Consider the following 20,906-nt stretch of genomic DNA (forward strand, 5'->3'; position numbering starts at 1 on the left):
ACGGCGGCCGGCGAGACCATCGACGCCAGCAAGCACAACTACACGATCACCTTCCCCGCCGGGCAGCTGCCGCCTGTCAACGCCTTCTGGTCGGTGACGATGTACGACGGCAAGAGCCAGCTCCTGATCAAGAATCCGATCAACCGCTACCTCGTCAACTCGCCGATGGTGTCGGGGATGAAGAAGAACGCCGACGGCTCGCTCACGCTCTACATCCAGAAGGACTCGCCAGGCAAGGCGCTTGAATCCAACTGGCTGCCTGCGCCGAACGACACCGTCTACCTGGTGATGCGTCTGTACTGGCCCAAGGAGTCGCCGCCTTCGATCCTGCCAGCCGGCGCAGGAACGTGGAATCCACCTGGGATCGTGGCGTCGAAATAGGCCCCTTTGATCGGGCCGTCGGTTCGTCGCGAGCACCAATGAAATTTCACACCTTGATCGCGAGCCGCAGCCTTCTAGGCGCGGCGCTGGCGCTCACCGCAGTTCACGGTCACGCCGACGAGGGCGGCGTGCCCTTCTGGTTCTCGGGGCAGTACGCGAGCCTTTCTGCCACACCGGCCACGCCCGGCTGGTCACTCACGACGATGGGCTATGGCTACAGCGGCAGCGCCTCGACCGGCAAGCTGCTGCCCCGAGGCAACACCGTGTCGGCCGGGGTGAGCTCTGATGTGGCGTTGCTGCTCGCACAGCTGAGCTACGCGCCCGAGACCAAGTGGCTGGGCGGCCAGGCTTCTCTGGGCGTGGGGTTCGGCTACGGAAGGAACTCGACGAAGGCGGACATCTCGACGTCCGCCCTCGGCACCCAGCTGAACCGAACCGATACGGTCAACGGTTTCACCGACCTTTACCCGGTGGCAAGCATCGCCTGGACACAGGGCGTGCACAACTGGATGACCTACGCGACGGGCGACATCCCGGTGGGCGCCTACGACAGCAAGAGGCTCGCGAACATCGGTATTGGGCATGCGGCCTTCGACGCCGGTGGCGGCTACACCTACCTGAATCCGCAGAGCGGGCGCGAGTTCTCGGTCGTGGGCGGCCTCACCTACAACTGGGAGAACTCGGACACCAAGTACAAGAATGGAGTCGACTCGCATATCGACTGGGCGGCGTCGCAATTCCTCTCGGCCAACTGGGAGGTCGGGCTGGCAGGCTACGTGTACTACCAGCTGACCGGAGACAGCGGATCCGGCGCCAAGCTGGGGCCGTTCAAGTCTCGGGTCGCCGCCATCGGACCGGAAATCGGGTACGCATTCAAATTCGGCGGCCTGCCGGCGTATGCCAACTTGCGCGCCTACTACGAGTTCTGGGCGCAGAACCGGGTCTCGGGCTACGCGGTGTTTGCGACGCTGGTGCTGCCGCTCGGAAAGTGACCCCACGGTCCGGGGCAGCGCCTCTGCGGAGCGGGGGCGCGAACTCGAATGACATCAACGAGCCCCTACTCGCAGCAGGACGCTGGCCGGCCGGCCGGCGAGACCGGTAGCGTAAAGCGCAGGCTGGCGCCGCCACCTTCGACGTTCTCGGCCCACAGCCGCCCGCCGTGTGCCTCGACCAGGGTGCGCGAGATCGACAGGCCCATGCCCATCCCGGTCGGCTTGGTGGTGAAGAACGACCCGAAGATCTTCTCGATCCGCTCCTTGGGAATCCCCGAACCGTTGTCGTTGACAGCGATCTCGACCGTCTCGGCGCCGCGACGCTTCGCGGTGACCACGATGCTGCGCACCTTGTGTGCTGCTTCATCGATGGCGTCCATGCCGTTGGAGATCAGGTTGAGCAGCACCTGCTGCAGATGGGTTGCGCACCCTCTGCCGCCGGTCCTCGGCGATCGCATCCATCAAAACTCCATTCGGTGACCAAGCCCAATTCTCGCCGGGGTCGAGTGACGTGATTTGGGAGGAACCCAGGTCATTGCCAAACCTGGCGCACCTGACCCTCCTGCGGGCCATCGGTCTCATCAAGAAGGTCTGGGTTCAGGGCATGGAACTCTTCGGCTGGCGGCGCTTCGCCGATCGGCGCGAACTCGCCGGTTGCCTGCGTGTGCCGCCGGCCAAGGCTACCAACGCACCTTGACGCCGATCGACGCCTGCACCGAAGATTTCACGGTGGCATCGCCGCCGATGTTCCAGAGGTGGCCGAGCTCCCCGTACAGACTTGTGGCCGGCGTCAAGGCCAGGGTCGCTCCAGCGGCGACTTCGCCAGCGCTGTAGCTGCCCCCGCTCGCCATCGCGGTCGCTCCCGCCGGGCCGATGAACGCGGCCACATCATCCCCGACGCTCGCGTGGTACAGGTTCACGCGCCCATAGGGCTGCAGCCGGCCGGCCCCCGTGGCGAGGTCGCCCTTCACGCGCACGCCCAGGCGAGCGATCCAGCCGTTGCCCGGGTCCTGGTGCACACGCGCGCCACTCAGGATCAGGTCGTCGAAGCTGCTGTGCTGCCACGCGAGCTGCGCCTGCGGCTCTATGCTCCAGCGCGCGTCGAGTGCGAACGCCTTGCCCGTTTCCACCGAGGCCATGAGGCTGCTGGCCTTGCCCGAGACTCGGGGGTTGATGTCCGGACGCACGTCATAGCGCTGGCTACCGCCTTGCAGCACGCTGTCGACATACCAGCCATTGGCGTCCATCCAGGTCGCATAGGCACCCAGATAACGTGACTGCAGATTGTTGCTGCCCACCCGCGCGGTGAGCCCACGCGCATTGCCGGTGACGTCGGCGTTGCCGTCCAGATACCCGACATAGACACCGGCGCGCCAGTTGTCTTTCACCAGCAGGTCGGTCCCGGCCTGCACCCCGCTCACGTGCCCGTCGGTCCGAGCCTGTGCGATGCCCGATTGCTCGATCCCCAGGTCGGCATACACCACGCGCGCCCACGCCCGGCGCGTGCTCGCATTCGGCGCCTGGTCGTCAGGGCCGCGGCTGGACTCGCCCGCCGTGGCCGCGGGAGCCTCATCCCCCATGCGCCGATGCAGGTTGCCCAGCATCGCCAGGTCGGATTGCCGCAGCTGCGCCGGCAAGGCGGCCAGCAGCGGCACCTCGGCGCGATAGGTGGGCACTTGAACGGGCGGAACCGGCTGGGGCTGCGCGGGTTGCTCGGGCAGCGCCGACTGCCCCGGAGGCGTGGGCTGGATCGGGGGTATAGGCAGGATGGACGGCGCGGTCGAGCGCAGAAACCAGTTTTCCCCCGCTCCAAGCAGGTCGGCCGCATAGAGGCGGTACTCGAAGGCGCCCGCGTCCACATGGCCGCCGGCCAGGCTGAAGGCGCTCTTGGTCGTCTGCGCGGTGGTGGTCGCTCCATTGCGTCCGTTCACCACCTCGATGCCATTGCCCGTGGTGAGCGCGCCGAGGCCTGCGATGCTGGCGATCTGGATCGTGGTCTTGCCGCTGGCTTTGGCCGCCGCTCCGTCGAGCACCAGCCTGTCGCTCATGCTGGCGCTGCCGGCGAGACCGGTGCCCAGCCTCAGGAGGCCGGCATTGCCCACATAGGCGCCGCTGGTCGTGAGCGTGCTGCCCGCTGCGGCGCCGACCAGGCTGACCGTTCCGCTGTTGGCCAGTGCCGCCACACGCTGGTTGAGGCCACTGGTGTCCAGGGTGGCGCCTGTCGCCACCGTGTGGGCCGAGGCGGCGCTGAGCGTGTGGGCCGCGCCAGTGCGCAAGGTGCCCGCGGCCACCGTGGTGGCACCCGTGTAGGCGTTGGCGCCGGTCAGCGTCAGCGTGGCGCTGTTGAGCTTGTTGACGGTACCGGTGCCGCTGATCACGCCGCCGAAGGTGACGTCGTCCGAGCGGTTGAACGCCAGCGTGCCGTTGTTGGTCACGTTGCCGACGATCGACCCCGTCGTCCCTGCGTTGCCCAGTTGCAGGGTGCCGGCAGAGATGGTCGTGCCGCCGGTATAGCTGTTGGCGCCGGCGAGGACCAGCGTGCCGAGATCGGTCTTGTCGACTCCTCCGGGCCCGGCGAGCTCCGACACCACTGTGGCCACGTAGCCCGCTCCCGGCGCCGTGCCGTCGCCCACGCGCAGGATGTTGCTGCCGGCGGCCAGCGTGATCGGGCCGCCTTGCACCACGTAGCCGCTGCTGGCGAACTGCATGCCGCCGGAGACCACCGCGCCCAGGCTGTTGTCCACCGTCACCGTGCCTGGCGCTGCAGAGAAGATCGAGAAGGCGCCGTTCGCATAAGGCGCATTGATGGCGCCGGTGGCCTCGGTCCAGTTGTCGTTGCCAGCCGAGGCCTGCCAGGTGCCGTTGCCGCCATTGACCACACCGTTGTTGCGCGGCACGGTCGCGCCATCCCAGAAATTCAGCGCCAGGCCCGCCGTGTTGACCAGGTTGACCTGGTTGGCGACGGCGGTCTGCACGAAGGTCGTGCTGCCGGCGGGCTGGGTGCCGAGGACGAGGCCGTTGTCGGTCAGCGTGCCGCCGTAGCTGATCACGCGGTACAGGCCGGGGCCGAAGGTGCCGCCCGCCGAGGTGGCGACGTTGAGGGTCCCGTCCAGTGTCAGATTGCCGCCCACCACGGTCAGGTCGTTGAACGCGCCGCCGACGGTACCGGCTTGCCCGAATTCGTAGTTGAGTCGCGAGGCGCCTGTCAGCGACAGATTGCCGTTGATCGTCAGCGTGCCGGGGGAGGTGCCGGGCGCGAGGATGCCGTCGCTGATCGCGACGCTGCCGCCAAGAGTGCCGGTGCCGCCCAGCGTTGCGCCGTTCGCCACCGAGGTGAGGCCGGTGGCGCCCGTTTGATCGCCGTTGACGTAGAGCGATCCTGCCGAAACCGTCGTCGCACCGGAATAGGTGTTCGTGCCCGTCAGCACCGTCGTGCCGGTGCCGATCTGGGCCAGCGTGCCTGCACCGCTGATCGTGTTCCCCACCGTGTAGCTGTTGCTGCGGTTGAAGCTCAGCGTCGCGCCACCAGCCACCGCGACCGCTCCCGAACCGAGATTGCCGGTGGTGCCGCCATTGCCGAGTTGCAGGGTGCCCGCATTGACGGTGGTGGTGCCGGCGTAGGTGTTGACGCCGGTGAAGGTTTGGGTGCCGGAGCCGATTTTGGCGAGATTGATGATCGCGTTCGGGCCGCCGGCATCTGCTGCATGCTCGCCCGTATTGGTCAGGCTGCCGCGGATGACACCGCCGAAAGTGCCCGAGCCTCCGTTGACTCCGACGGTCAACGTGTATCCGACCACACCGCTTTCCGTCAGAGAGTTCAAAGCGCTGTTTCGAACCGTGCCACCGCCGGTCAGGGCATCTACCGTGACCTTGTTGCCGCGCAAATCGAAGGCAGCGCCGCTGCCGACATCCAAGCTCGCGCGATTGGCACGCCAGTCGGCGGTGAGATTGTCGTTGCCGATATAGCCGGTGCCCGACACCTTGATTTGCGTGCCCGCCGAGCCGGTGACGGCGCCCGCGAAGCGATTGATGGCGCCCGGATTGTTCTGGTTGTATTCCAAGATGCCGCCGGTGATCAGCACTGGGGCGTAGGAGATCTCGTTGATGGCTGTGGACTTTCTCAGCGTCGCTTGGCCGGCTCCTGCCTTGGTGATTTGATTGTTGCGCAGGCCGCCTGTGATGTCGAAGGTCAGGTTGGCGCTGGCCGAGGTCACGTCAATGACGGCCGCCCCTGAGTTCCAGTACAGGTCACGCGCGGTGGTGGATTGGCTGCCGGTGCCGGTGTAGCGGAGCGTTGCGCCGTTTTGTATGGCAATGAAATTGCTGCCGGTGCCCGTTCCGAGTTGGCTGGCGTCGGAAAACTGAATGGTGTTGGCACCGGTGCGCCCTACCGCCAGGAAGCCGGTGAATGAACTCGGCGCGGTCAGCTGCCACGTTCCGTTGCCATCCCCATAAACGTTGAAGTTGCCATTGATGGCTCCAATGGTGTTCATTCCGGTGACCGAACTGCTGCCAAGGACCAGCGCCTGCAACGCGGGGGTGGTGAGCCTCACCGCGCCGATGTTCGCATTCACGCCAGTGGCGTTCAGTGTCAGATTGAACGCACCAGGGCTGGTGATGTTCCCCGTGGCGATGGTGTAGCCGTTGCCACCGGTGAAATTGAGGGTTGGCGACTGCCCTGTCAAGATACTCAGGTTGCCCAGCGTCAGCGTTCTTCCAGCGCCAGCACTCGTGAGTTGGTTGGCGTCGATGGTGTAGTTGCGGGTGTCGTTGTTGCCGAATCCGCTGATGCTGCCGCCGGCTGTGGCAAACACGGTGTTGGTGTCGCTACGGAGTTGGAGCGTAGTTCCGTCGCCGTTGATGGTGAGGGCCGAATTGGCGAGCGCCCCGCCATCGGCCAAGCGCAGGATGCCACCGCTGAGGTTCGTGGCCCCCGTGTGGTTGTTGGCCGCCGAAAGCACAGCCATTGCGTTGGCGCTGTTCACACTCAATGTGGTGGTGCCGGTCAGACCGTTGAGCGAGGTCACGTTCAACTGGGTGCCTGCTGCAGCACCCGTAAAGTGGATGTCGGTGCCCTTCAGCGAGCCGGACACGGCCAGCACGCCACCGATGATCCTGGTAGCTCCAGCGTAGGTGTTGGGGCCCGCCAGCGTCAGCGTTCCAACGCCCATCTTGATCAAGCCGGCGGTCCCTGCCAGGGTCGCGCTGATCGTGTGGGTGCCGCCGAGGGTGTTGATGGTCGGTGTGCTGCCGGCCAGGGTGAGCGTGCTACCCCCAAGTGTGTAGCTGGACGAGGCGCCGAAGCTGAGGTTGTGCGCGGTGATGGGCGTACCCAGGGTCACCGCCATGATTCCCGTTCCGTCGAAGACCGCGTCGTCGAGCGCGCCGTTGTTCCAGATCGAAGGGCTTCCTCCGGTGCCGGTCGCACTCGTGTTCCAGAAGTTGTTGGTGGTGTTCCAGGTGCCGGCACCACCAAGCCCTGGCGTTGCGCCGTTGGTGTCCCAGTACAGCGTGGCTGCCGCCGCGGGCATTGCCCAGGCGCTTGCCACGGCGAAGGCCAGGACGGTGAGCCGCAATGCACCAACACAAGTTCGCGCTCGTGACTTGCCGCTGCTCCGTGTGCGCGCCGTCTCGGGCACTGCCACCCAGGACGACAAGGCGGCGCTCCAGAGGCTGCGATACGACACGTTCATTGTGAAATCATCCCAAGATTGACTGACGGTCCATTGCCGCCGTACGCACCACCCGCCGTCGTCCAAGTCGCTCCCAGCGCGACGGCGATGACGCTGCGATGCATCTTCTGTGGATCGCGCGTGGCAAGTGAATTTTCTGGTTGCTCATGCGGGGAACATCAGCTGCACCTGGAGTCTCACCGCCCAGCGGGTGTTCGAGCCGGGCGTGGAACAGCCGGCAGGGTGCGCCAGAAGCAATCGCGACAAAAGGAGAGATAAGGGCGAGCTCGACTTCCCACATTGACCCCTCTTCAAGTTGGGGCCGAGCATATGGGCAAACAGGCGCGCGCGCGCCTTCCCTAAAGGGCAGTAGACGCCGTCCTGGAAAGAGCGAAAAGTGCACGGATCACCCAAAGGGACGCGCCGATCTCTGCTCTGGAGCGTCTCATCACCGCCGTAAATTCCGGCGTGCATTCTTCAAGAATCGCGTTTCAAGCCCAGAATGCGGCGACGCGCCCGACGAACCAGAATCCCGCTACCGCGCCGATGGCATACGGCGCAGCCTGAGCGAAGCGCCGCTCGACGACGAACGGGACCCCCACCCGTCGCGCAAACCAAAACGCCCCCAGCAAGGCGCCGATAAAGGCTAGTTGCCCCAGTTCGACGCCGATATTGAACGACAGCAGTGCAAGGGGGATGTCGCTTCGCGGCAGGCCGATCTCGGACAGCGCGCCCGCGAAGCCGAAGCCATGCAGCAATCCGAAGCAGAAGGCGATCACCCAAGGCCATCTTGCCGTCAGGCTGGATTCGCCTCGCCTTGCGCGAATGATTTCGCTGGCGAGCAGCAGAACGGAGAATGCGATCGCGGCCTCGACTGGCGGTCCTGGAACATGGACCACGCCCAGCGCGGCGAGCGCGAGCGTGATCGAATGTGCGAGCGTGAAGGCGGTGATGGACCCTATCAGCGCCCGAGTACCTCGCGCGATCAACAGCATCGCGAAGACAAACAACAAGTGATCGTACCCACCGAGAATATGCTCGATGCCGTGCCTGACGAACGCGCCCGCGATGGCGAGTGGCCTCTCTGGCGTCGCAGAAATCTCGACCCAAGGTTGCGACGACCGCACCAATGTCGTCGTCTCACCATCAGCGAGCTGCACGCGTACCAGCACGTCCGTGATCGTGCCTTGCAAACCGGTGAACTCGATGCGGCGACCCGCGAGGCTGCCCGGCACCTCGATCACGCGGCGTTCGACCAGCGAATCCGAGAGCTCCTGGGTGTGCGGCGCGACGACGTCATGCGTCCCGTCGGGAAGCTTGAGAACAACCGGCAGCGGCATGCCCGCGAGCACCGGCGTTCGCCAAAGAACGTCATAGCGCTCGGGCGTCGTTTGCCTGAGCTCCAGGTATGCGGGGCGCGCGTCGTGCGCGGCGGCCGGGAAAGCGAGCGCGATCAGCGAGGCGCCAAACAAAGCGAGCGCGCCCCTGCCCATGACGAGGCGACAAAGCGCGAGCATTGCCTTCACTTCGCAGCGCCAGTGGAGGGCTGAGGGTTCGGCCCATCCTTTGGTGCCGGCAGCACGATGTCGTAGCGCGCGCGCATCGCCTCGTACATCCGGCCCTTTACTTCGTCACGTCGATCCTCGATCCATAGGGTCCTGACGTTCGCCTCGACCTCCTCGTATTCAGGGATCCGCTGAGGTGTGATCGACTCTGCGAACACCACATGCCACCCGTAACCGGACTCGATCGGGCCAGCCCACTGGCCCGGCGCGAGCTTCACCAGGGCACGCGCGAAGTTGGGACCGAACTGCCGCGCGATCTCGTCGAACGGTCGATCACCGTAGTATTGCTGGTACATGAACGGATCGCCCGCCGTAGCGATGCCAGGCGAATCCATCGGCTTGCCTTCAAGTTGGGTCAATGCGCTCTCGGCATCCGCCCGGACCTTCGCGCCGCGGCGATCGGGAGAGAAGTAGATGTGGCCGAACGTGATGCGCGGAGGCAGCGCGAATCTCTCACCGTTCTTCTCGTACCACGCCTTCAGTTCCTCTGGCTTGGGCTCCTCCAGCTTGGAGACGTCCTCGGCCAGGAACTCCATCTTGCGTGCGAGCTGGCGTTGAACGATGGTGTCGCCCTTGTCGAGCCCAAGCGCCAAGGCCTCGCGATACAGCACCTCCTGACGAATCCTGTCCTCCACGAGCCGATGCATTTGCTCCGGCGTAGGCGGCGCGCGTCCCGCCAACATCCAGGTGGTGGCAAGCTGTTTCAAATCATCCTCGGTCAGCTCGATGCGACTCCTCTTGTCGAGGGCATTCGAGTCGGGACTGACAGCCTTCCACGTCGCAAAGAGGAGAACGCCGACGATGAGAAATTGGAGCAAAGGCTCCCGCAACAGGCGAGCAATCATCGCGACTCAGTTGTACGGTGCGAGTTCAGTCACATTGGGGATGATCTCGTAGTTTGCATACCCGAACTCATTGCTCCGCGCACCGACGTATTTGTCACCCACCTTGTAGACCGCGATCTCGATGGGCGTGCCTGCAAGCCCCGTGACGATCTTCCCGTTGTTGATGAAATACGGGCTGGCATTTGCGAGATAGCTTGCGTTGGCCACATTGCCTGTCAGGCTGGGGAGCGCCATCTTCTTGCCGACATATCGCAACTGGAACTGCGACTGATTGGCCGCGAACTGCTGAGTGATGTACCCGGGCTGAAGTGGCTCGGCCGGCTTGCCCGACGCGCTTTTGCCCGAGGTTCCATAGACGACCTGGTACTTGTCGCCGGTGACGTTGTTCTGTAGCCACGGCGACTTCGATACGAGCAGTGCTTTCAACTGAGCATCGTTGAGGCGCACCGCGCCTTTCGCTTTCAGATCGGCCAGCGTCATTCCTGCCTTTGCATTCCTGCGCGCCTCGGGACTGGGCGTGTACCAGATGGGCGAAGTCCACGCACGTTCCTGGACCGTAGCGGGGACCACGTCGGGAGGTGCCACGCCGACTTGCTTCGCCTGGATCGTCGTCCAGCGTGGCGTCGGGATCTCCAGCACGCGGGCGTAGTAGAAGGCATTGAGGCTCGGATCGAACTCCGGATCGGTCCACATCGTCTTGAGCTCCACTGATCCGATCGTGTTCGTGTACGTGGCGCTTTCGACGTCAACCGTGCTGCCGATCGGCGGCACCACGCCGGTCCATTTGTCAGCCTTTCGATCGCCGGCCCATGTCACATCGAATATCTTCTCGAAGCTCTGACCACTCTTGGTCCAGCCCTTGACGATCTGGATGCGGTCGAGGTTGCCCGAAGTCGGGTCCTTCAGTGCCCAAACCAGGAATTGCGGCGCCTTGCCTTTCGGGGGTGGCAGGTCGCCGCCCATCGGCACGCCCTTTGCGTAGCCCGTCTTCACCCAGCCCGCGTCGCCCAGCGTGTTCGGCGCATAGTCCCACCCACCGAACAGGCGAACCTTGATGTGCGGACCGCTGACCGCGAAAGTTTCCTTGCGCTGCATGGCGTCGAAGATCGAGGCGCGCGTGTTCTCTTCCGCCCAGGCACCGGTCAACCCGGCGGGGCCGACGACGCGCGGATCCATGCCAGCGAAGAGACGGCCGGAGAGCCTTTCCTCGGGCGTCCCGTCGGCGACGCCCGCCTGCCCGAAGTAGTTGTTCTGGCGATAGGACACGGCCGTGTTGTGCGAATCGGAGGCTGCGCCGAAGCCGAACTTGAAAGGATTGAAGCCCTTGGTGTCCTGCATCGCAAGACCATCCTTCAGCGCCTGCCTGGCGTAGCTGCCGACGATGTGGGGAAAACGGCCTTCCGGATCGCCCAGCAGGATCGACATGACCTCGAATCCCGCGAACTCGTCGTTGGGTGAAAGCAGGGGATGCGTTTCGGACTGCCCCTTGATCTGCTTGATCTCGATCAATCGCTCGTTGCGCTCCCGCGATGCGGCATAGGCGGCGTCGATCGGCCGTCCCTTGGAGTCGACCTCGGTGGGGTACATGCGCCCGTCCGAAAGGTTGGCGTTGTGCGAAATGGCCAGCAGCTCATTGCCTGCCTTGCGCTGAGCATCCATCCAGTTCCAGAGGTCCACGGGATGGTGCGAATCAAGCGCGGTGAAAGGCATGATCGGCACCTTGCTGCAGTCCTTGAAAAAGACATTGCGATGCAGGTTCATGTTGTTCGGCGTTGACGTCCACTCGTAGGAGCAGAAGGTCGTGAACTTGCCTGGTTCGTTCGCCTTTTCGGCGAGCTCGGTGTTCTGCTTCCAGACCGTGCCCGCGACCTCCGGCGACATGAGCGACTTGACCGGCGGCCCGCCCATCAGCTTCACGACGTAGGTGAAGATCCTGTTCAACTCGGACGTCGAATTCGACTTGAGGATCATCGGCTGCGCCGCGGGCACCTTGCTGATCGGCGAGGTCGGATCGTTCGCCAGCCGGATCACGCCCACATACTCCGAATGGTCGGTGACACCCGCCCAGTCGAGCGGGGTGTCGATCTTGACGTCGTAGCCAGACGGGTGCTTGATGGCTTCGCCCTTGAAGTACTTGTACGCGTCGCCGGGATCGGTCCGGTTCCCGCCAAGCCAAGCGTCCAGCGACCAGCTCGTGTGAACGTGCGTCTCGCCGAAATACGCTTCGCGGTCGGGATTCCTCGTCTGGGCGATGGCTGGGGCAGCAGCAAGCCCATAGCCCCCCATGGCGATCAGCGCGCAGGTCAAGGCGCGGGACAAAATCGACCTCGGCAAGTTGCTTGGCATCGGGGGGCCTCGGAAGTTGTACTGGTTGGGGATGTCGAGCCTTTTAACCCAAGCAACGCTTCAGGGGAACAGCCCTTTAGGGCAGGTCCGAGGCCCACGACCTGGCCGGTTACATTGCTGGCAGGCTCCGAGAGCAATCCGCGCCGAACAGAGAACGAATGCTGCGCTGTCTGGTCACCTGTGCCAACTTCAAGTGAACAACCAATGAACAAATTCCAAACCGTCTTCAAGAGAATCTGCGCCATGGCGCTGATTGCACTGGCCGCCGGCTGCGCAACCGGCCACCCGGACCGTGACAAGATCGCAATCGCTGCGGGCTTCAAGATTGTTACACCGACCACTCCTGGACAGCTGGCTCTTTACGCCAAACTACCCAAAGACACCGTCACGCCCGTCAAGTACAAGGGAGTCATCTACTACGTGATGCGCGATTCCTCAAATGGAATGGCACTCGTCGGCAACTCGGCCCAGTACTCGGTCTATCAGGAAATGCGATATCACCAACGCATGAACAACGAGGATCTGCGAGAGGCTCAGCTCGACGAGCTGAACAATGCGGATTGGGGCGCGTGGGGCGGTGGTGGCGTGGCTTTTGTCGGCGGTTTCGGCCCCTGAGCGAGCGATCGGCGTTCGATTCAAATGATGGGGTAGTCGTACTTATCTTGCAAAGCGGTGTGCTTTTGCACGAAAAGTCATCATCCGAGCAACCGCGCTCACTTGACTAGTTCGCACGAATTCGGCCGCCGGATCCTATTGGGGAATCACTCTTGGTCTCGATGCGTATTGAGTTCTATCTAGAAATTACCAGCTTGACCTGGCGAGCGAGGCCCGAGCGCGGGACCGGGGTCGCCGTTCGCGGGATCGTTGGGCGCCACTACGTGGTCAGTGCCAGTTCAATGAACCGGGTGCCCGCGCTCAGGCCGCAACCGTCTCCTTCACCGGCCAGTCGCGCAACTTACCGGGGTTAAGCAACCCCAGTGGATCGAAGCGCTTCTTCACCTCGATCACTTCCGGCGGCAGCGGCCCGCCGGCCTTGCCGTCTTCCACGATGTTCACGTGCGGGTTGTTGATGTGCACATTGTGGGCACGGTGGATGTCGATGATCTCGTTCAACCGCTCCTCGGTGCTGAAGCGTACCAGTTGCAGCCCGCTGCAGGTCAAGAGGCCGGCCACGTTGCGCAGGAACTCGACGTGCATCATCACCTCGCCGCCCAGCAGCTTCTCCATCTCGATGATCTGCTCGACATGCTTGCCCGGAATGAACCCGCTCTGCAGGTAGGTCAGCGTCGGATCGATCTTCAGCGAATGCAGCGTCGTGTGGTTCCAGGTGAACTCCATCAGCGTGCGGTTGCTCTTCTGCACCTCGGCAGCGGTCTTGCGGTAGCCCACGATGCCACCGTGCGCCTCCACCAGAAGCATCATGGCGGGCTCGCCCGACTCGGCCACCAGCGACAGCACCGTGTGGCAGCCCTTCGGCAGGTGCGCTGCCAGTTGCGTGAGGTGGTCGGAAATCGGCGCGGCAAGGAAAGTGACGCCGCGCTTCACGATTCCTGGCGAATTTGCCAGCTTGTCCGCAAAGTTCAGCGCATTCTCGAAGCTGTCGAAGGTCACCAGTGTCTCGAGCCACGGGTGAGCGGGCGCCAGCGCGATCTCCAGCTCCAGCACCAGGCCGTTGGTGCCCCACAGGTGATGCATGCGCATGGCGTCGGGACCGCGTAGCTCGACGATCTGCGGCTCGGTTTCGATCGTCATCGCACGGATGCCAATGATATTGCCCGGCGCACCCAGCGGTCCGTAGTTGATCGAGCCCACGCCGCCGAAGCCGCCGCCGAACAGTCCGCCGAGTGTGGCGCTGCGATAGGTCGAGGGTACGCAGCGCATCTCCTGGCCGGTGGGTTTCGTCTGCTTCTCCAGCTCGCCCAGGCGGATGCCGGCCTGCGCGCGTGCCACGCCGGGCTGCACCCACAGGCAGGCGTTGTAGCCCGTCATGTCGAGCACTACGCCACCGGCCAGTGGCGTAGTCTGGCCGTAGTTTCCGGTGCCGCTGCCGCGGATGGTGATGGGCACGTTGCGACGCGCACAGGCGCCCACCACGGCGCGGATCTCTTCCTCGGTGCGCGGGCGCACCACCACGTCGGCGCGCTTGCCCTTCAACTGGCGCGTGAGTACTGGGCTGAACCAGAAGAAATCCTGCGAGAGTCGCGTGACGCGGCCTTCGTCGGTGATCCAGTCGAGGTCGGGGAGTTCGAGCAGCAGTTGCTCGATGGAGGAGACGGGAGCGTTCATGGTCAAGTTCAATCCTGGGAAAGTTCGCTCGCGTGCCACGAGCCGAGCGCCAGCTTGGTGAGCCAGGCCATCAGCACGAAGAGCGCGACACCGGTGAGGGAAATGAGCAGCAGGGCCGCGAACATGCGCGGAATGTTCAGCTGGAAGCCCGCCTGCAAGATCTGGTACGCCAGCCCCGCGCCCGAGCCGCCCGTGCCGGCCACGAATTCGGCCACCACCGCGCCGATCAGCGCGAGGCCGCTGGAAATGCGCAGCCCGCCGAAGAAGTAGGGCAGCGCGCTCGGGATGCGCAGGCGCACCAGTTGCTGCCAGCGCGTGGCGCGGTTCAGCTTGAAGTAGCTCTGCAGGTCGGGGTCGATGCTGCGCAGGCCCAGCGTGGTGTTGCTGATGATGGGGAACAGCGCCACCAGCGCCGCGCACACCGTCATGGCCGCCACCGGGTTCTTCACCCAGATGATGATCAGCGGCGCCACCGCCACGATGGGCGTCACCTGCAGCAGCACCGCGTACGGAAAGAGTGCGGTCTCGATGCGCTTGCTCTGCACGAACAGGAATGAGATGAGAACGCCGGCCACCGTGGCCAGCAGGAACGACAGCACCGTGATCTTCAGCGTAACCAGCAGCGCATTGCCCAGTGGCGCCCAGTCGGTCACCAGTGTCTGCATCATCAGGTAGGGCGAGGGAACCAGGTAGGCAGGCAGTTCCATCGCCACCACCATCCATTGCCACAACGCCACCAGCACCACGCCGATGAGCACCGGGTAAAACACGCGCTGCACGCGCGGCTGGCTCAGCAGGGGGGGCGCGGGTATCGCCGCTGTCTTCATGGTGCGGCCTCCTCTTCGGTGGTGCTGGCGCGCAGCAGGCTGTCTTGCAGCTGCTTGGCGTAGCGCGCAAACTCGGGCGTGACCATGAAGTCGGCCTTGCGCGGATAGGGCTCGTCGATGTGGAACTGCTCCACCACGCGACCCGGCCGCGCGGCCATCATCACCACGCGGCTCGACAGGAACACCGCCTCGTGGATCGAGTGCGTCACGAAGATCACCGTGAGCTTTTTCTTGCGCCACAGTTCGAGCAGGTCGGCGTCGAGCTTGTGGCGCGTGATTTCGTCGAGCGCCCCGAAGGGCTCGTCCATCAGCAGCAGGTCGGGTTGCGTGACGAGACCGCGCGCAATCGACACGCGCATCTGCATGCCGCCCGAAAGCGCGCGCGGCAGCGCGTTGGCGAACTTCTGCAGGCCCACCAGCGCGAGCGATTCCATCACGCGTGCGTCGGCCTCCTTGCGCGGCACGCCGGCGAGGTCCAGCGGCAGGCGCACATTGGTCTGCACGCTGGCCCACGGCATCAGCGTGGCCGACTGGAACACGAAGGACATCTTTCGTGTGCTGTCGTGCAACTGGCTCACCGGCTTGCGCCACACCAGCAGGCGGCCGTCGCTGGGTTCGAGCATGCCCGCCACCATCTTCAGCAGCGTGCTCTTGCCGCAGCCCGAGGGGCCCAGCAGCGTGACGAACTCGCCTTCGGCGATGCTCAGGTCGACCGGCAGCAGCGCCTGGGTGCCGTTCGGATAGGTCTTCTCGGCGGAGAGCACCTCGACCGCCGGGACGGTGAAGCGCGGCTGCGGCGGCAGCGTGTAGGAGGTGGATTCGGTGTCGTTCATGCGGGCCTTTCGAGAGGGCGCCGAAGCGCCCGGTGTGTCAGGGCAGGACCTTGGCGTCCTTCACGAAGTCGGTCGTGTAGGTCTTGGCGATCTCGACCTTGGCGGGGTCGAGCAGCTTGGCCGAGACCAGGAAGTCGTAGCTCGCCTTGGTGCGGGCGTCGGTGATCACGCCGATGCCCTGGGTCGCCGCATCGCCGCCGGTGACCATGCCCATTTCCTTCAGCTTGGCGACGCTGTAGGCCAGCTGGTCGTCGGTCATGTTGGGGTTGTCCTTCTTGATCAGCGCATTGGCGGGCGCGGGATCGTTGAGGTAGCTCTTCCAGCCTTCGGCCGAGGCCTTGACGAAGGCCGCCACCTGCTTGCTGCGCTCCTTCACGGTCTTGTCCATGCACGACACCGTGGTCGCGTAGGCCGGGAAGCCGTGGTCGCTGAACATCAGCACGGTGCTCTTCACGCCGGCCTTCTGGATGGCGTAGGGCTCGGAGGTCAGGTAGCCCTGCTGCGCGGCGTTCTTGTCGGCGACGAAGGGCTGGATGTTGAAGGTGTAGGGCCGGGTCTGCTCGTCGGTGAGCCCGAACTTGGCCTTCAGCCAGGGCCAGTAGCCGCGGTTGGCCTGGGCGCCGATCAGGATCGTCTTGCCCTTGAGGTCCTCGAACTTCTTGACGTCGTCGTGCGCGATCAGTACTTGCGGGTCCTTCTGGAAGAAGGCCGCCACGTTCACCACGGGCACGCCGCCTTCGCGCACCTGCATCATCTGGATGTCGCTCGAACCCATGATGCAGTCGGCCTGGCCGGCGGCCATCATCTGCGTGATGTTGACCTGCGGGCCGCCCATCTTGATGGTCACGTCCAGGCCGTACTTCTTGTAGATGCCCTGCGCCACGGCCTGGTAGAAGCCGCCGTGCTCGGCCTGCGCGTACCAGTTGGTCATGTAGGTGAACTTGTCTTCGGCCTGCGCGGGCGCGGCGGCGAGGAAAGCGATGGCGGCGGCGCCGGCCAGGGACAGTGCGAAGGAGCGCATGGGGTGACCTCTCGAGGGCTGGGGTGAAGTGAAGAAAGAAAAATATGTGAACGGGTCGGATTCAAGTAGCAGGCTCAGGCGGGAGCGAAGCTCTGCTGGACGAAGCCCTGCTGGTGGCCGCGCTCCCAAGTGGCTTCCTCGCGCACGAGCCAGCGCAGCGCGTGGAGCTCGGTCAGCGCCTGCACCCAGCTGTCGGACAGCGTGTCCAGGATGGCTTCGCCCTGCTCGCGCGTGGCGGTAGTCGGGTCGCCGATGACGCCGCTGGGGCCGAAGTCGCGCGCGGTCCAGGCGCACGCCGGGCGGCCGTCGGCCGACAGCAGCTTGATGGGAAAGGGCGGCGGAAAATTGGCCACCGCGCGCTCCATATGCACCGTCTCGGGCGCGAGTGCGAGCATCAGCGCGGTCTCGGAATGGCCCGCGTGCATCGCGAGCTTCTTCTCCTGCTCGCTCACCTGCTTGCTCGCGGCGCTCGGCAGGCGCGAGACGCCGTACGGCACGATCACGAAGTCGCCATGGCGCAGGCGCAGTTCGCGCGCCGCCATCTCCAGGACCTGCGGCTGGCCGCCGTGGCCGTTGGCGAACAGCAGCTTGCGAAAGCCCGAGCGGTAGACCGACTCGCCGATCTCGATCACGGTGGACAGCAGCGTGGTGCCGGTCAGCGTCATGGTGCCGGGAAAGTGCAGGTGTTCTTCCGACTTGCCGTAGGTGATGGTCGGCAGTGCGAAGGCGCGCACGTCGGCCGGCAGCTTCTCCAGCGCCTTGCCCATCACGCCCGAGCTGATCACGCTGTCGACCGAGCACGGCAGGTGCGGGCCGTGCTGCTCGATGGCACCGCAGGGCAGCACGATGACGGTGTTCTCGCGGTCGGGCAGCGCGGCGATTTCGGTCCAGCTCAGGTAGGGCAGGAAGCGGTGGGGCGGGATGTAGCCGTGGAGCATGGGTGTCCTTGTGGTTCGTTACCGGGGAAGGAAGGGGGTGGCGTCACCGCGGGTCACGCGGCCGTCGCGCAGCACGATGCGGTTCGCGGTGCGCGAGGGCCAGCCGAAGCGGTCGGCGTCGGTGAAGAGCACGAGGTCGGCGGATGCGCCTTCCAGCGTTGGCCGTGCAGGTGCGCGCTCGCGCCGCAGCCAGTCGCCGCGGCACAGCGCCTGCGACCAGGTGTCGAAGGGCTCGTCGAGCTGCGCCACCAGCGCGGCCGTGCCCAGCGCTTCCACGGGGTCGAAGCTGCCGAGCCGACAGAACGGGTCCTGCACGTTGTCGCTCGCAAACAGCAGCGGAATGCCGCGCTCGCGCGCCTCCTTCACCAGCGTGAGGCCACGCTGTCGCGGCGTGCGGCCGGTGACGGCGTCCTGAAGCAGCAGGTTGGTGGCGGGCAGCGACACCACGGTGATGGGGGCGCGCGCCACGGCGTCGAGCGTGGCCAGGGCCTGCGCCTCGGGCTGCGCCGCCAGCGCGCAGATGTGGCCGCAGACCACGCGGCCTTCGTAGCCGATCTCGCGCAGGATGCGGGCCGTGGTCTGCAGGCCGACGGCCGCGGCGTTGAGCTCCTCGTCCACATGCAGGTCGATGTCGAGATCGAAGGCCTGCGCCGACACCAGCAGGTTGCGCAGCGCGTTCTCGCTCCAGTTGGTGGAGTGCACAAAGCCCCCGAGCAGCGCGTGCGGTCCGGTGGCCTTCACCTGTTTCGCGAGGCGCAGGGCTTGCGCAGCATCTTCGAACAGCGGCAGCTTGATGAGGCTCACCTGCTCCAGGCGCACCTTGCCGGCCCATTCCTGCGCCAGCTCGGCCATCACGGGCCAAGCCATGGGCAGCGATTCGGGCTCCCACCAGTCGACGTGCGTGCGCACGTGCGTGGTGCCACATTCCCAGGCCCACTGCAGGCCGCGCGACGCGCGCTCGCGCACGTCAGCGGGAGTCCAGTGCGCACGGTCGGCCAGCATCGCGTCGATGGCGCCGAGCAGCCCCGGCTGCACCTGCTTCATGCGCGGCAGGGTGAAGGCCTTGTCGAGGTGCGTGTGGGCGTCGACGAAGCCGGGCAGCACCAGCGTGCCTGCGAGATCCCAGCCCGTGGCGGGTGCGTCGACGCCGGTTGCGGGGCGGACCGACTGCACGCGGCCGGCTTCGATGGCAATGCGTGCGAGCACCGGCACGTCGTTGCGCTGCGGCCAGTCGGCCGGCAGCAGCCAGCGCGGCAGCCGCACGTTGTCCAGGAGCGTGGGCGCGTTCATGCGAAGCGCGCCATCGCCTGGCCGACGCGCGCCATGAAGCGTCTGAGCTGGGGCTCAGTCGCCACATTCATGTGGTAGTGGGCGTGGTAGTCCACCTTCGCGCCCTGGCCGGTGAGCCGCTTCATGTACCGCGTGACGATCTTGCGCGGCGGGTCGCCCATGTACATGGCCACCCAGCGGGGCCGACCGTAGGTGACCACGGCGCTGATGCGCTTGATGTGCGTGAGCATCGGCTTGACGTTGGCCGGGTCGCTGATGTCGAAGGCCACGCCCGGCATGAAGAGCCGGTCGAAGTAGCCCTTGAGCATGGCCGGCAGGCCGAAGCACCAGGTCGGAAAGCAGAACACGATGCCCTCGGCCCACTGCAGCCGCTCCACGTAGGCCTTCAGCGGCAGTTGGTTGGCGGGCACCTCGTGGTAGCCCAGGCGCTCCTCGCGCGAGAGCACCGGGTTGAAGCCCTCGGCGTAAAGGTCGCAGTCGTCCACCTCGTGCCCGGCGGCGCGCAGGTTCTTCAGCACCTGCTGGTGCAGGCTGGCATGGAAGCTGGTTTCGACCGGATGGCAGTAGACGACGAGCACGCGCATGATGTGTTTGACCGCTTAATCAGAGCAAGTGGTCAGACTCATGCAAGCGACGTGCCAGCGCGGGGGCACCGGAACGGTGCCGCACTCCGGGGCGACGGCCCGGACCGGGCTATTCGCCGCTCAAGCCTTGATGCCGCAGCCGTTCAGAACGAAGGCCACCAGCTCGCGCGCGACCGACTCGCGGTCGATTGGCGCCCCGGGCGGCAGGCCGAGCATCACGCGCGTCTGGATCGCATAGTCGGCGTAGCTCTGGGTCATGGCCCAGATGTGCATCAGCAGCATGCGCGCGTCGAGCGGACGCATCTGCCCGCGCGCGATCCAGCCGTTGATCACGTCGAGTTTCTTCTGTGTCCAGGCGCGCGCGTTGGGCCAGTAACGGTCGAGGTTGCGGCCGCCGTCGAGCACCTCGCGCGTGAAGATGCGCGACATCTCGGGGTTGTCGAAGGCGTGGTCGAGCTTTTTGCGGATGTAGTCGCCGAGCACCGTGGCCGGGTCGCTCGCATCCTCGAACGAGAACACGACCTTCCAATCGTGCAGCACCTGCATCAGCAGTTCCTCGTAGAGTTCTTCCTTGCCCTCGATGTAGTAGTGGAGTTGGGGCTTGGTGAGGCCGGCGCGCACCGCGATGGCCTGAGTCGAAGTGCCCTTGAGGCCATGCAGGCTGAACTCCGTGATCGCTGCGGCGCGGATCGCCGACATGATGCGCTCGCGCCCCGGACGCGTCCGCGACAGTGGCCCGTCGGGGGCGGGCATTTCCTGGGCGGTAGCGGGGGGGTGAGCGGCGGTGTCGACGTTCATGAGCGTGAAGCGGGCGGCGTGTGTCTGGCCGATAGTAATCCTTGGTAGGCGGCCCCGTGCCATGCCGACGAGACTCGGAGCATGCGGAGCACGTTTTCTCGTCGCTTGGAAAACTCCGTCTCGACCCAAGGAGTCTTTCATGAATCTCTCCTCCCGATTCCGGGCCTTCGCCACGGGGGCGTCTTGCTGTGAGTGCTGGCGGTCCTGATCAGGCACATGCTGACGAGGAACGAGGACTACGCCTGGACGCGACCGGCACTGCTGCAGTGGGAACTGCGCAACCTCGAATTAAAGGTAAGCGGTGCCCCAGGGTCAGATCCCCGATCCGTATACGCGGCGTGCCAGATCCGAGCGCTGCCCAACCCTCGAGGTGGCTCAGCGACTAGGGCGTGTTAACACTAATTGAGCTGACCATGGTTGATGCGAGACACTTCGTGCATGGAGATTTCGCCAGCCCAGTTCGCCCAGATAGAGCACTGCCTGCCACTGCAAAGAGGCAACGTCAGCCTGTCGAATCTGAGTGTGTTG

Annotated in this window: 17 protein-coding genes; 4 read left to right on the plus strand and 13 right to left on the minus strand. The window is 65.1% G+C overall.

Translation table 11 applies throughout. The features are described from left to right. Both AC1DYK_RS33590 and AC1DYK_RS33595 read left to right on the plus strand, forming a co-directional pair. A partial coding sequence (locus AC1DYK_RS33590) for a DUF1214 domain-containing protein (protein ID WP_478170234.1) occupies positions 1–381 on the plus strand: 381 nt, incomplete at its 5' end. 38 nt (positions 382–419) lie between these two features. Beyond that, positions 420–1,373 (plus strand): SphA family protein, encoded by a 954-nt coding sequence (locus AC1DYK_RS33595; RefSeq protein WP_478170235.1) that lies wholly within the window; start codon positions 420–422, stop codon positions 1,371–1,373. Positions 1,374–1,438: 65 nt separating this feature from the next. On the opposite strand, the gene AC1DYK_RS33600 is transcribed toward AC1DYK_RS33595, so the two are convergent. After that, positions 1,439–1,831, minus strand: coding sequence for a sensor histidine kinase (locus AC1DYK_RS33600; protein WP_478170236.1), 393 nt, complete (start codon positions 1,829–1,831; stop codon positions 1,439–1,441). A gap of 77 nt (positions 1,832–1,908) precedes the next feature. Between AC1DYK_RS33600 and AC1DYK_RS33605 the strand changes: the two genes are divergently transcribed. Further along, a complete protein-coding gene (locus tag AC1DYK_RS33605) occupies positions 1,909–2,070 on the plus strand; it encodes a hypothetical protein (protein ID WP_478170237.1) in 162 nt (53 codons plus the stop codon). Here AC1DYK_RS33605 and AC1DYK_RS33610 read toward each other — a convergent pair. From AC1DYK_RS33610 to AC1DYK_RS33625, 4 genes are all read right to left on the minus strand, one after another. Next, complete coding sequence (locus AC1DYK_RS33610; RefSeq protein ID WP_478170238.1) at positions 2,054–7,066, minus strand: autotransporter outer membrane beta-barrel domain-containing protein; 5,013 nt, start codon at positions 7,064–7,066, stop codon at positions 2,054–2,056. The two genes, AC1DYK_RS33605 and AC1DYK_RS33610, sit on opposite strands and share 17 nt — an antisense overlap. A 470-nt stretch (positions 7,067–7,536) precedes the next feature. Continuing rightward, positions 7,537–8,562: a HupE/UreJ family protein gene (locus AC1DYK_RS33615; protein WP_478170250.1), complete on the minus strand. Its 1,026-nt coding sequence runs from the start codon at positions 8,560–8,562 to the stop codon at positions 7,537–7,539. 5 nt (positions 8,563–8,567) lie between these two features. After that, entirely contained in the window at positions 8,568–9,455 is an 888-nt protein-coding gene (locus tag AC1DYK_RS33620; protein WP_478170239.1) for a peptidyl-prolyl cis-trans isomerase, read from the minus strand. Positions 9,456–9,461: 6 nt separating this feature from the next. Beyond that, positions 9,462–11,801 carry a DUF3604 domain-containing protein gene (locus AC1DYK_RS33625; protein ID WP_478170240.1) on the minus strand — a complete coding sequence of 780 codons (2,340 nt, stop codon included), beginning with the start codon at positions 11,799–11,801 and terminating at the stop codon, positions 9,462–9,464. A gap of 204 nt (positions 11,802–12,005) precedes the next feature. Between AC1DYK_RS33625 and AC1DYK_RS33630 the strand changes: the two genes are divergently transcribed. Continuing rightward, complete coding sequence (locus AC1DYK_RS33630) at positions 12,006–12,416, plus strand: hypothetical protein (RefSeq protein WP_478170241.1); 411 nt, start codon at positions 12,006–12,008, stop codon at positions 12,414–12,416. A gap of 300 nt (positions 12,417–12,716) precedes the next feature. Here the strand turns inward: AC1DYK_RS33630 and AC1DYK_RS33635 are convergent, their stop codons facing one another. The 8 genes from AC1DYK_RS33635 to AC1DYK_RS33670 all read right to left on the minus strand — a co-directional run bounded on the left by AC1DYK_RS33635 (position 12,717) and on the right by AC1DYK_RS33670 (position 20,333). After that, positions 12,717–14,087, minus strand: a complete 1,371-nt coding sequence (locus AC1DYK_RS33635; protein WP_478170242.1) for an FAD-binding oxidoreductase — start codon at positions 14,085–14,087, stop codon at positions 12,717–12,719. 8 nt (positions 14,088–14,095) lie between these two features. After that, positions 14,096–14,914 carry an ABC transporter permease gene (locus tag AC1DYK_RS33640; protein ID WP_478170243.1) on the minus strand — a complete coding sequence of 273 codons (819 nt, stop codon included), beginning with the start codon at positions 14,912–14,914 and terminating at the stop codon, positions 14,096–14,098. Next, positions 14,911–15,747: an ABC transporter ATP-binding protein gene (locus tag AC1DYK_RS33645; RefSeq protein WP_478170244.1), complete on the minus strand. Its 837-nt coding sequence runs from the start codon at positions 15,745–15,747 to the stop codon at positions 14,911–14,913. The genes AC1DYK_RS33640 and AC1DYK_RS33645 overlap by 4 nt, the downstream gene beginning before the upstream one ends. A 37-nt stretch (positions 15,748–15,784) precedes the next feature. After that, on the minus strand, positions 15,785–16,768 hold the full coding sequence (locus AC1DYK_RS33650; protein ID WP_478170245.1) for an ABC transporter substrate-binding protein: 984 nt from the start codon (positions 16,766–16,768) through the stop codon (positions 15,785–15,787). 74 nt (positions 16,769–16,842) lie between these two features. Continuing rightward, positions 16,843–17,706, minus strand: coding sequence for a creatininase family protein (locus AC1DYK_RS33655; protein ID WP_478170246.1), 864 nt, complete (start codon positions 17,704–17,706; stop codon positions 16,843–16,845). Positions 17,707–17,724: 18 nt separating this feature from the next. Beyond that, the gene (locus tag AC1DYK_RS33660; RefSeq protein ID WP_478170247.1) at positions 17,725–18,996 is read right to left on the minus strand and encodes an amidohydrolase family protein; all 1,272 of its coding nucleotides are present in this window, start codon (positions 18,994–18,996) and stop codon (positions 17,725–17,727) included. Continuing rightward, complete coding sequence (locus AC1DYK_RS33665; RefSeq protein WP_478170248.1) at positions 18,993–19,580, minus strand: NAD(P)H-dependent oxidoreductase; 588 nt, start codon at positions 19,578–19,580, stop codon at positions 18,993–18,995. The genes AC1DYK_RS33660 and AC1DYK_RS33665 overlap by 4 nt, the downstream gene beginning before the upstream one ends. 120 nt (positions 19,581–19,700) lie before the next feature. Further along, a complete protein-coding gene (locus AC1DYK_RS33670) occupies positions 19,701–20,333 on the minus strand; it encodes a TetR family transcriptional regulator C-terminal domain-containing protein (protein WP_478170249.1) in 633 nt (210 codons plus the stop codon). Between the last annotated feature and the right edge of the window lie 573 nt (positions 20,334–20,906).

It is taken from the genome of Variovorax sp. P2_H12 (genome assembly GCF_056403395.1).

Excerpts from the sequence above, each read along its gene's own strand:
- AC1DYK_RS33595 (WP_478170235.1), top strand. The coding sequence starts at position 420 with ATGAAATTTCACACCTTGATCGCGAGCCGCAGCCTTCTAGGCGCGGCG.
- AC1DYK_RS33600 (WP_478170236.1), bottom strand. The coding sequence starts at position 1,831 with ATGCGATCGCCGAGGACCGGCGGCAGAGGGTGCGCAACCCATCTGCAG.
- AC1DYK_RS33610 (WP_478170238.1), bottom strand. The coding sequence starts at position 7,066 with ATGAACGTGTCGTATCGCAGCCTCTGGAGCGCCGCCTTGTCGTCCTGG.
- AC1DYK_RS33615 (WP_478170250.1), bottom strand. The coding sequence starts at position 8,562 with ATGCTCGCGCTTTGTCGCCTCGTCATGGGCAGGGGCGCGCTCGCTTTG.
- AC1DYK_RS33620 (WP_478170239.1), bottom strand. The coding sequence starts at position 9,455 with ATGATTGCTCGCCTGTTGCGGGAGCCTTTGCTCCAATTTCTCATCGTC.
- AC1DYK_RS33625 (WP_478170240.1), bottom strand. The coding sequence starts at position 11,801 with ATGCCAAGCAACTTGCCGAGGTCGATTTTGTCCCGCGCCTTGACCTGC.
- AC1DYK_RS33630 (WP_478170241.1), top strand. The coding sequence starts at position 12,006 with ATGAACAAATTCCAAACCGTCTTCAAGAGAATCTGCGCCATGGCGCTG.
- AC1DYK_RS33635 (WP_478170242.1), bottom strand. The coding sequence starts at position 14,087 with ATGAACGCTCCCGTCTCCTCCATCGAGCAACTGCTGCTCGAACTCCCC.
- AC1DYK_RS33640 (WP_478170243.1), bottom strand. The coding sequence starts at position 14,914 with ATGAAGACAGCGGCGATACCCGCGCCCCCCCTGCTGAGCCAGCCGCGC.
- AC1DYK_RS33645 (WP_478170244.1), bottom strand. The coding sequence starts at position 15,747 with ATGAACGACACCGAATCCACCTCCTACACGCTGCCGCCGCAGCCGCGC.
- AC1DYK_RS33650 (WP_478170245.1), bottom strand. The coding sequence starts at position 16,768 with ATGCGCTCCTTCGCACTGTCCCTGGCCGGCGCCGCCGCCATCGCTTTC.
- AC1DYK_RS33655 (WP_478170246.1), bottom strand. The coding sequence starts at position 17,706 with ATGCTCCACGGCTACATCCCGCCCCACCGCTTCCTGCCCTACCTGAGC.
- AC1DYK_RS33660 (WP_478170247.1), bottom strand. The coding sequence starts at position 18,996 with ATGAACGCGCCCACGCTCCTGGACAACGTGCGGCTGCCGCGCTGGCTG.
- AC1DYK_RS33665 (WP_478170248.1), bottom strand. The coding sequence starts at position 19,580 with ATGCGCGTGCTCGTCGTCTACTGCCATCCGGTCGAAACCAGCTTCCAT.
- AC1DYK_RS33670 (WP_478170249.1), bottom strand. The coding sequence starts at position 20,333 with ATGCCCGCCCCCGACGGGCCACTGTCGCGGACGCGTCCGGGGCGCGAG.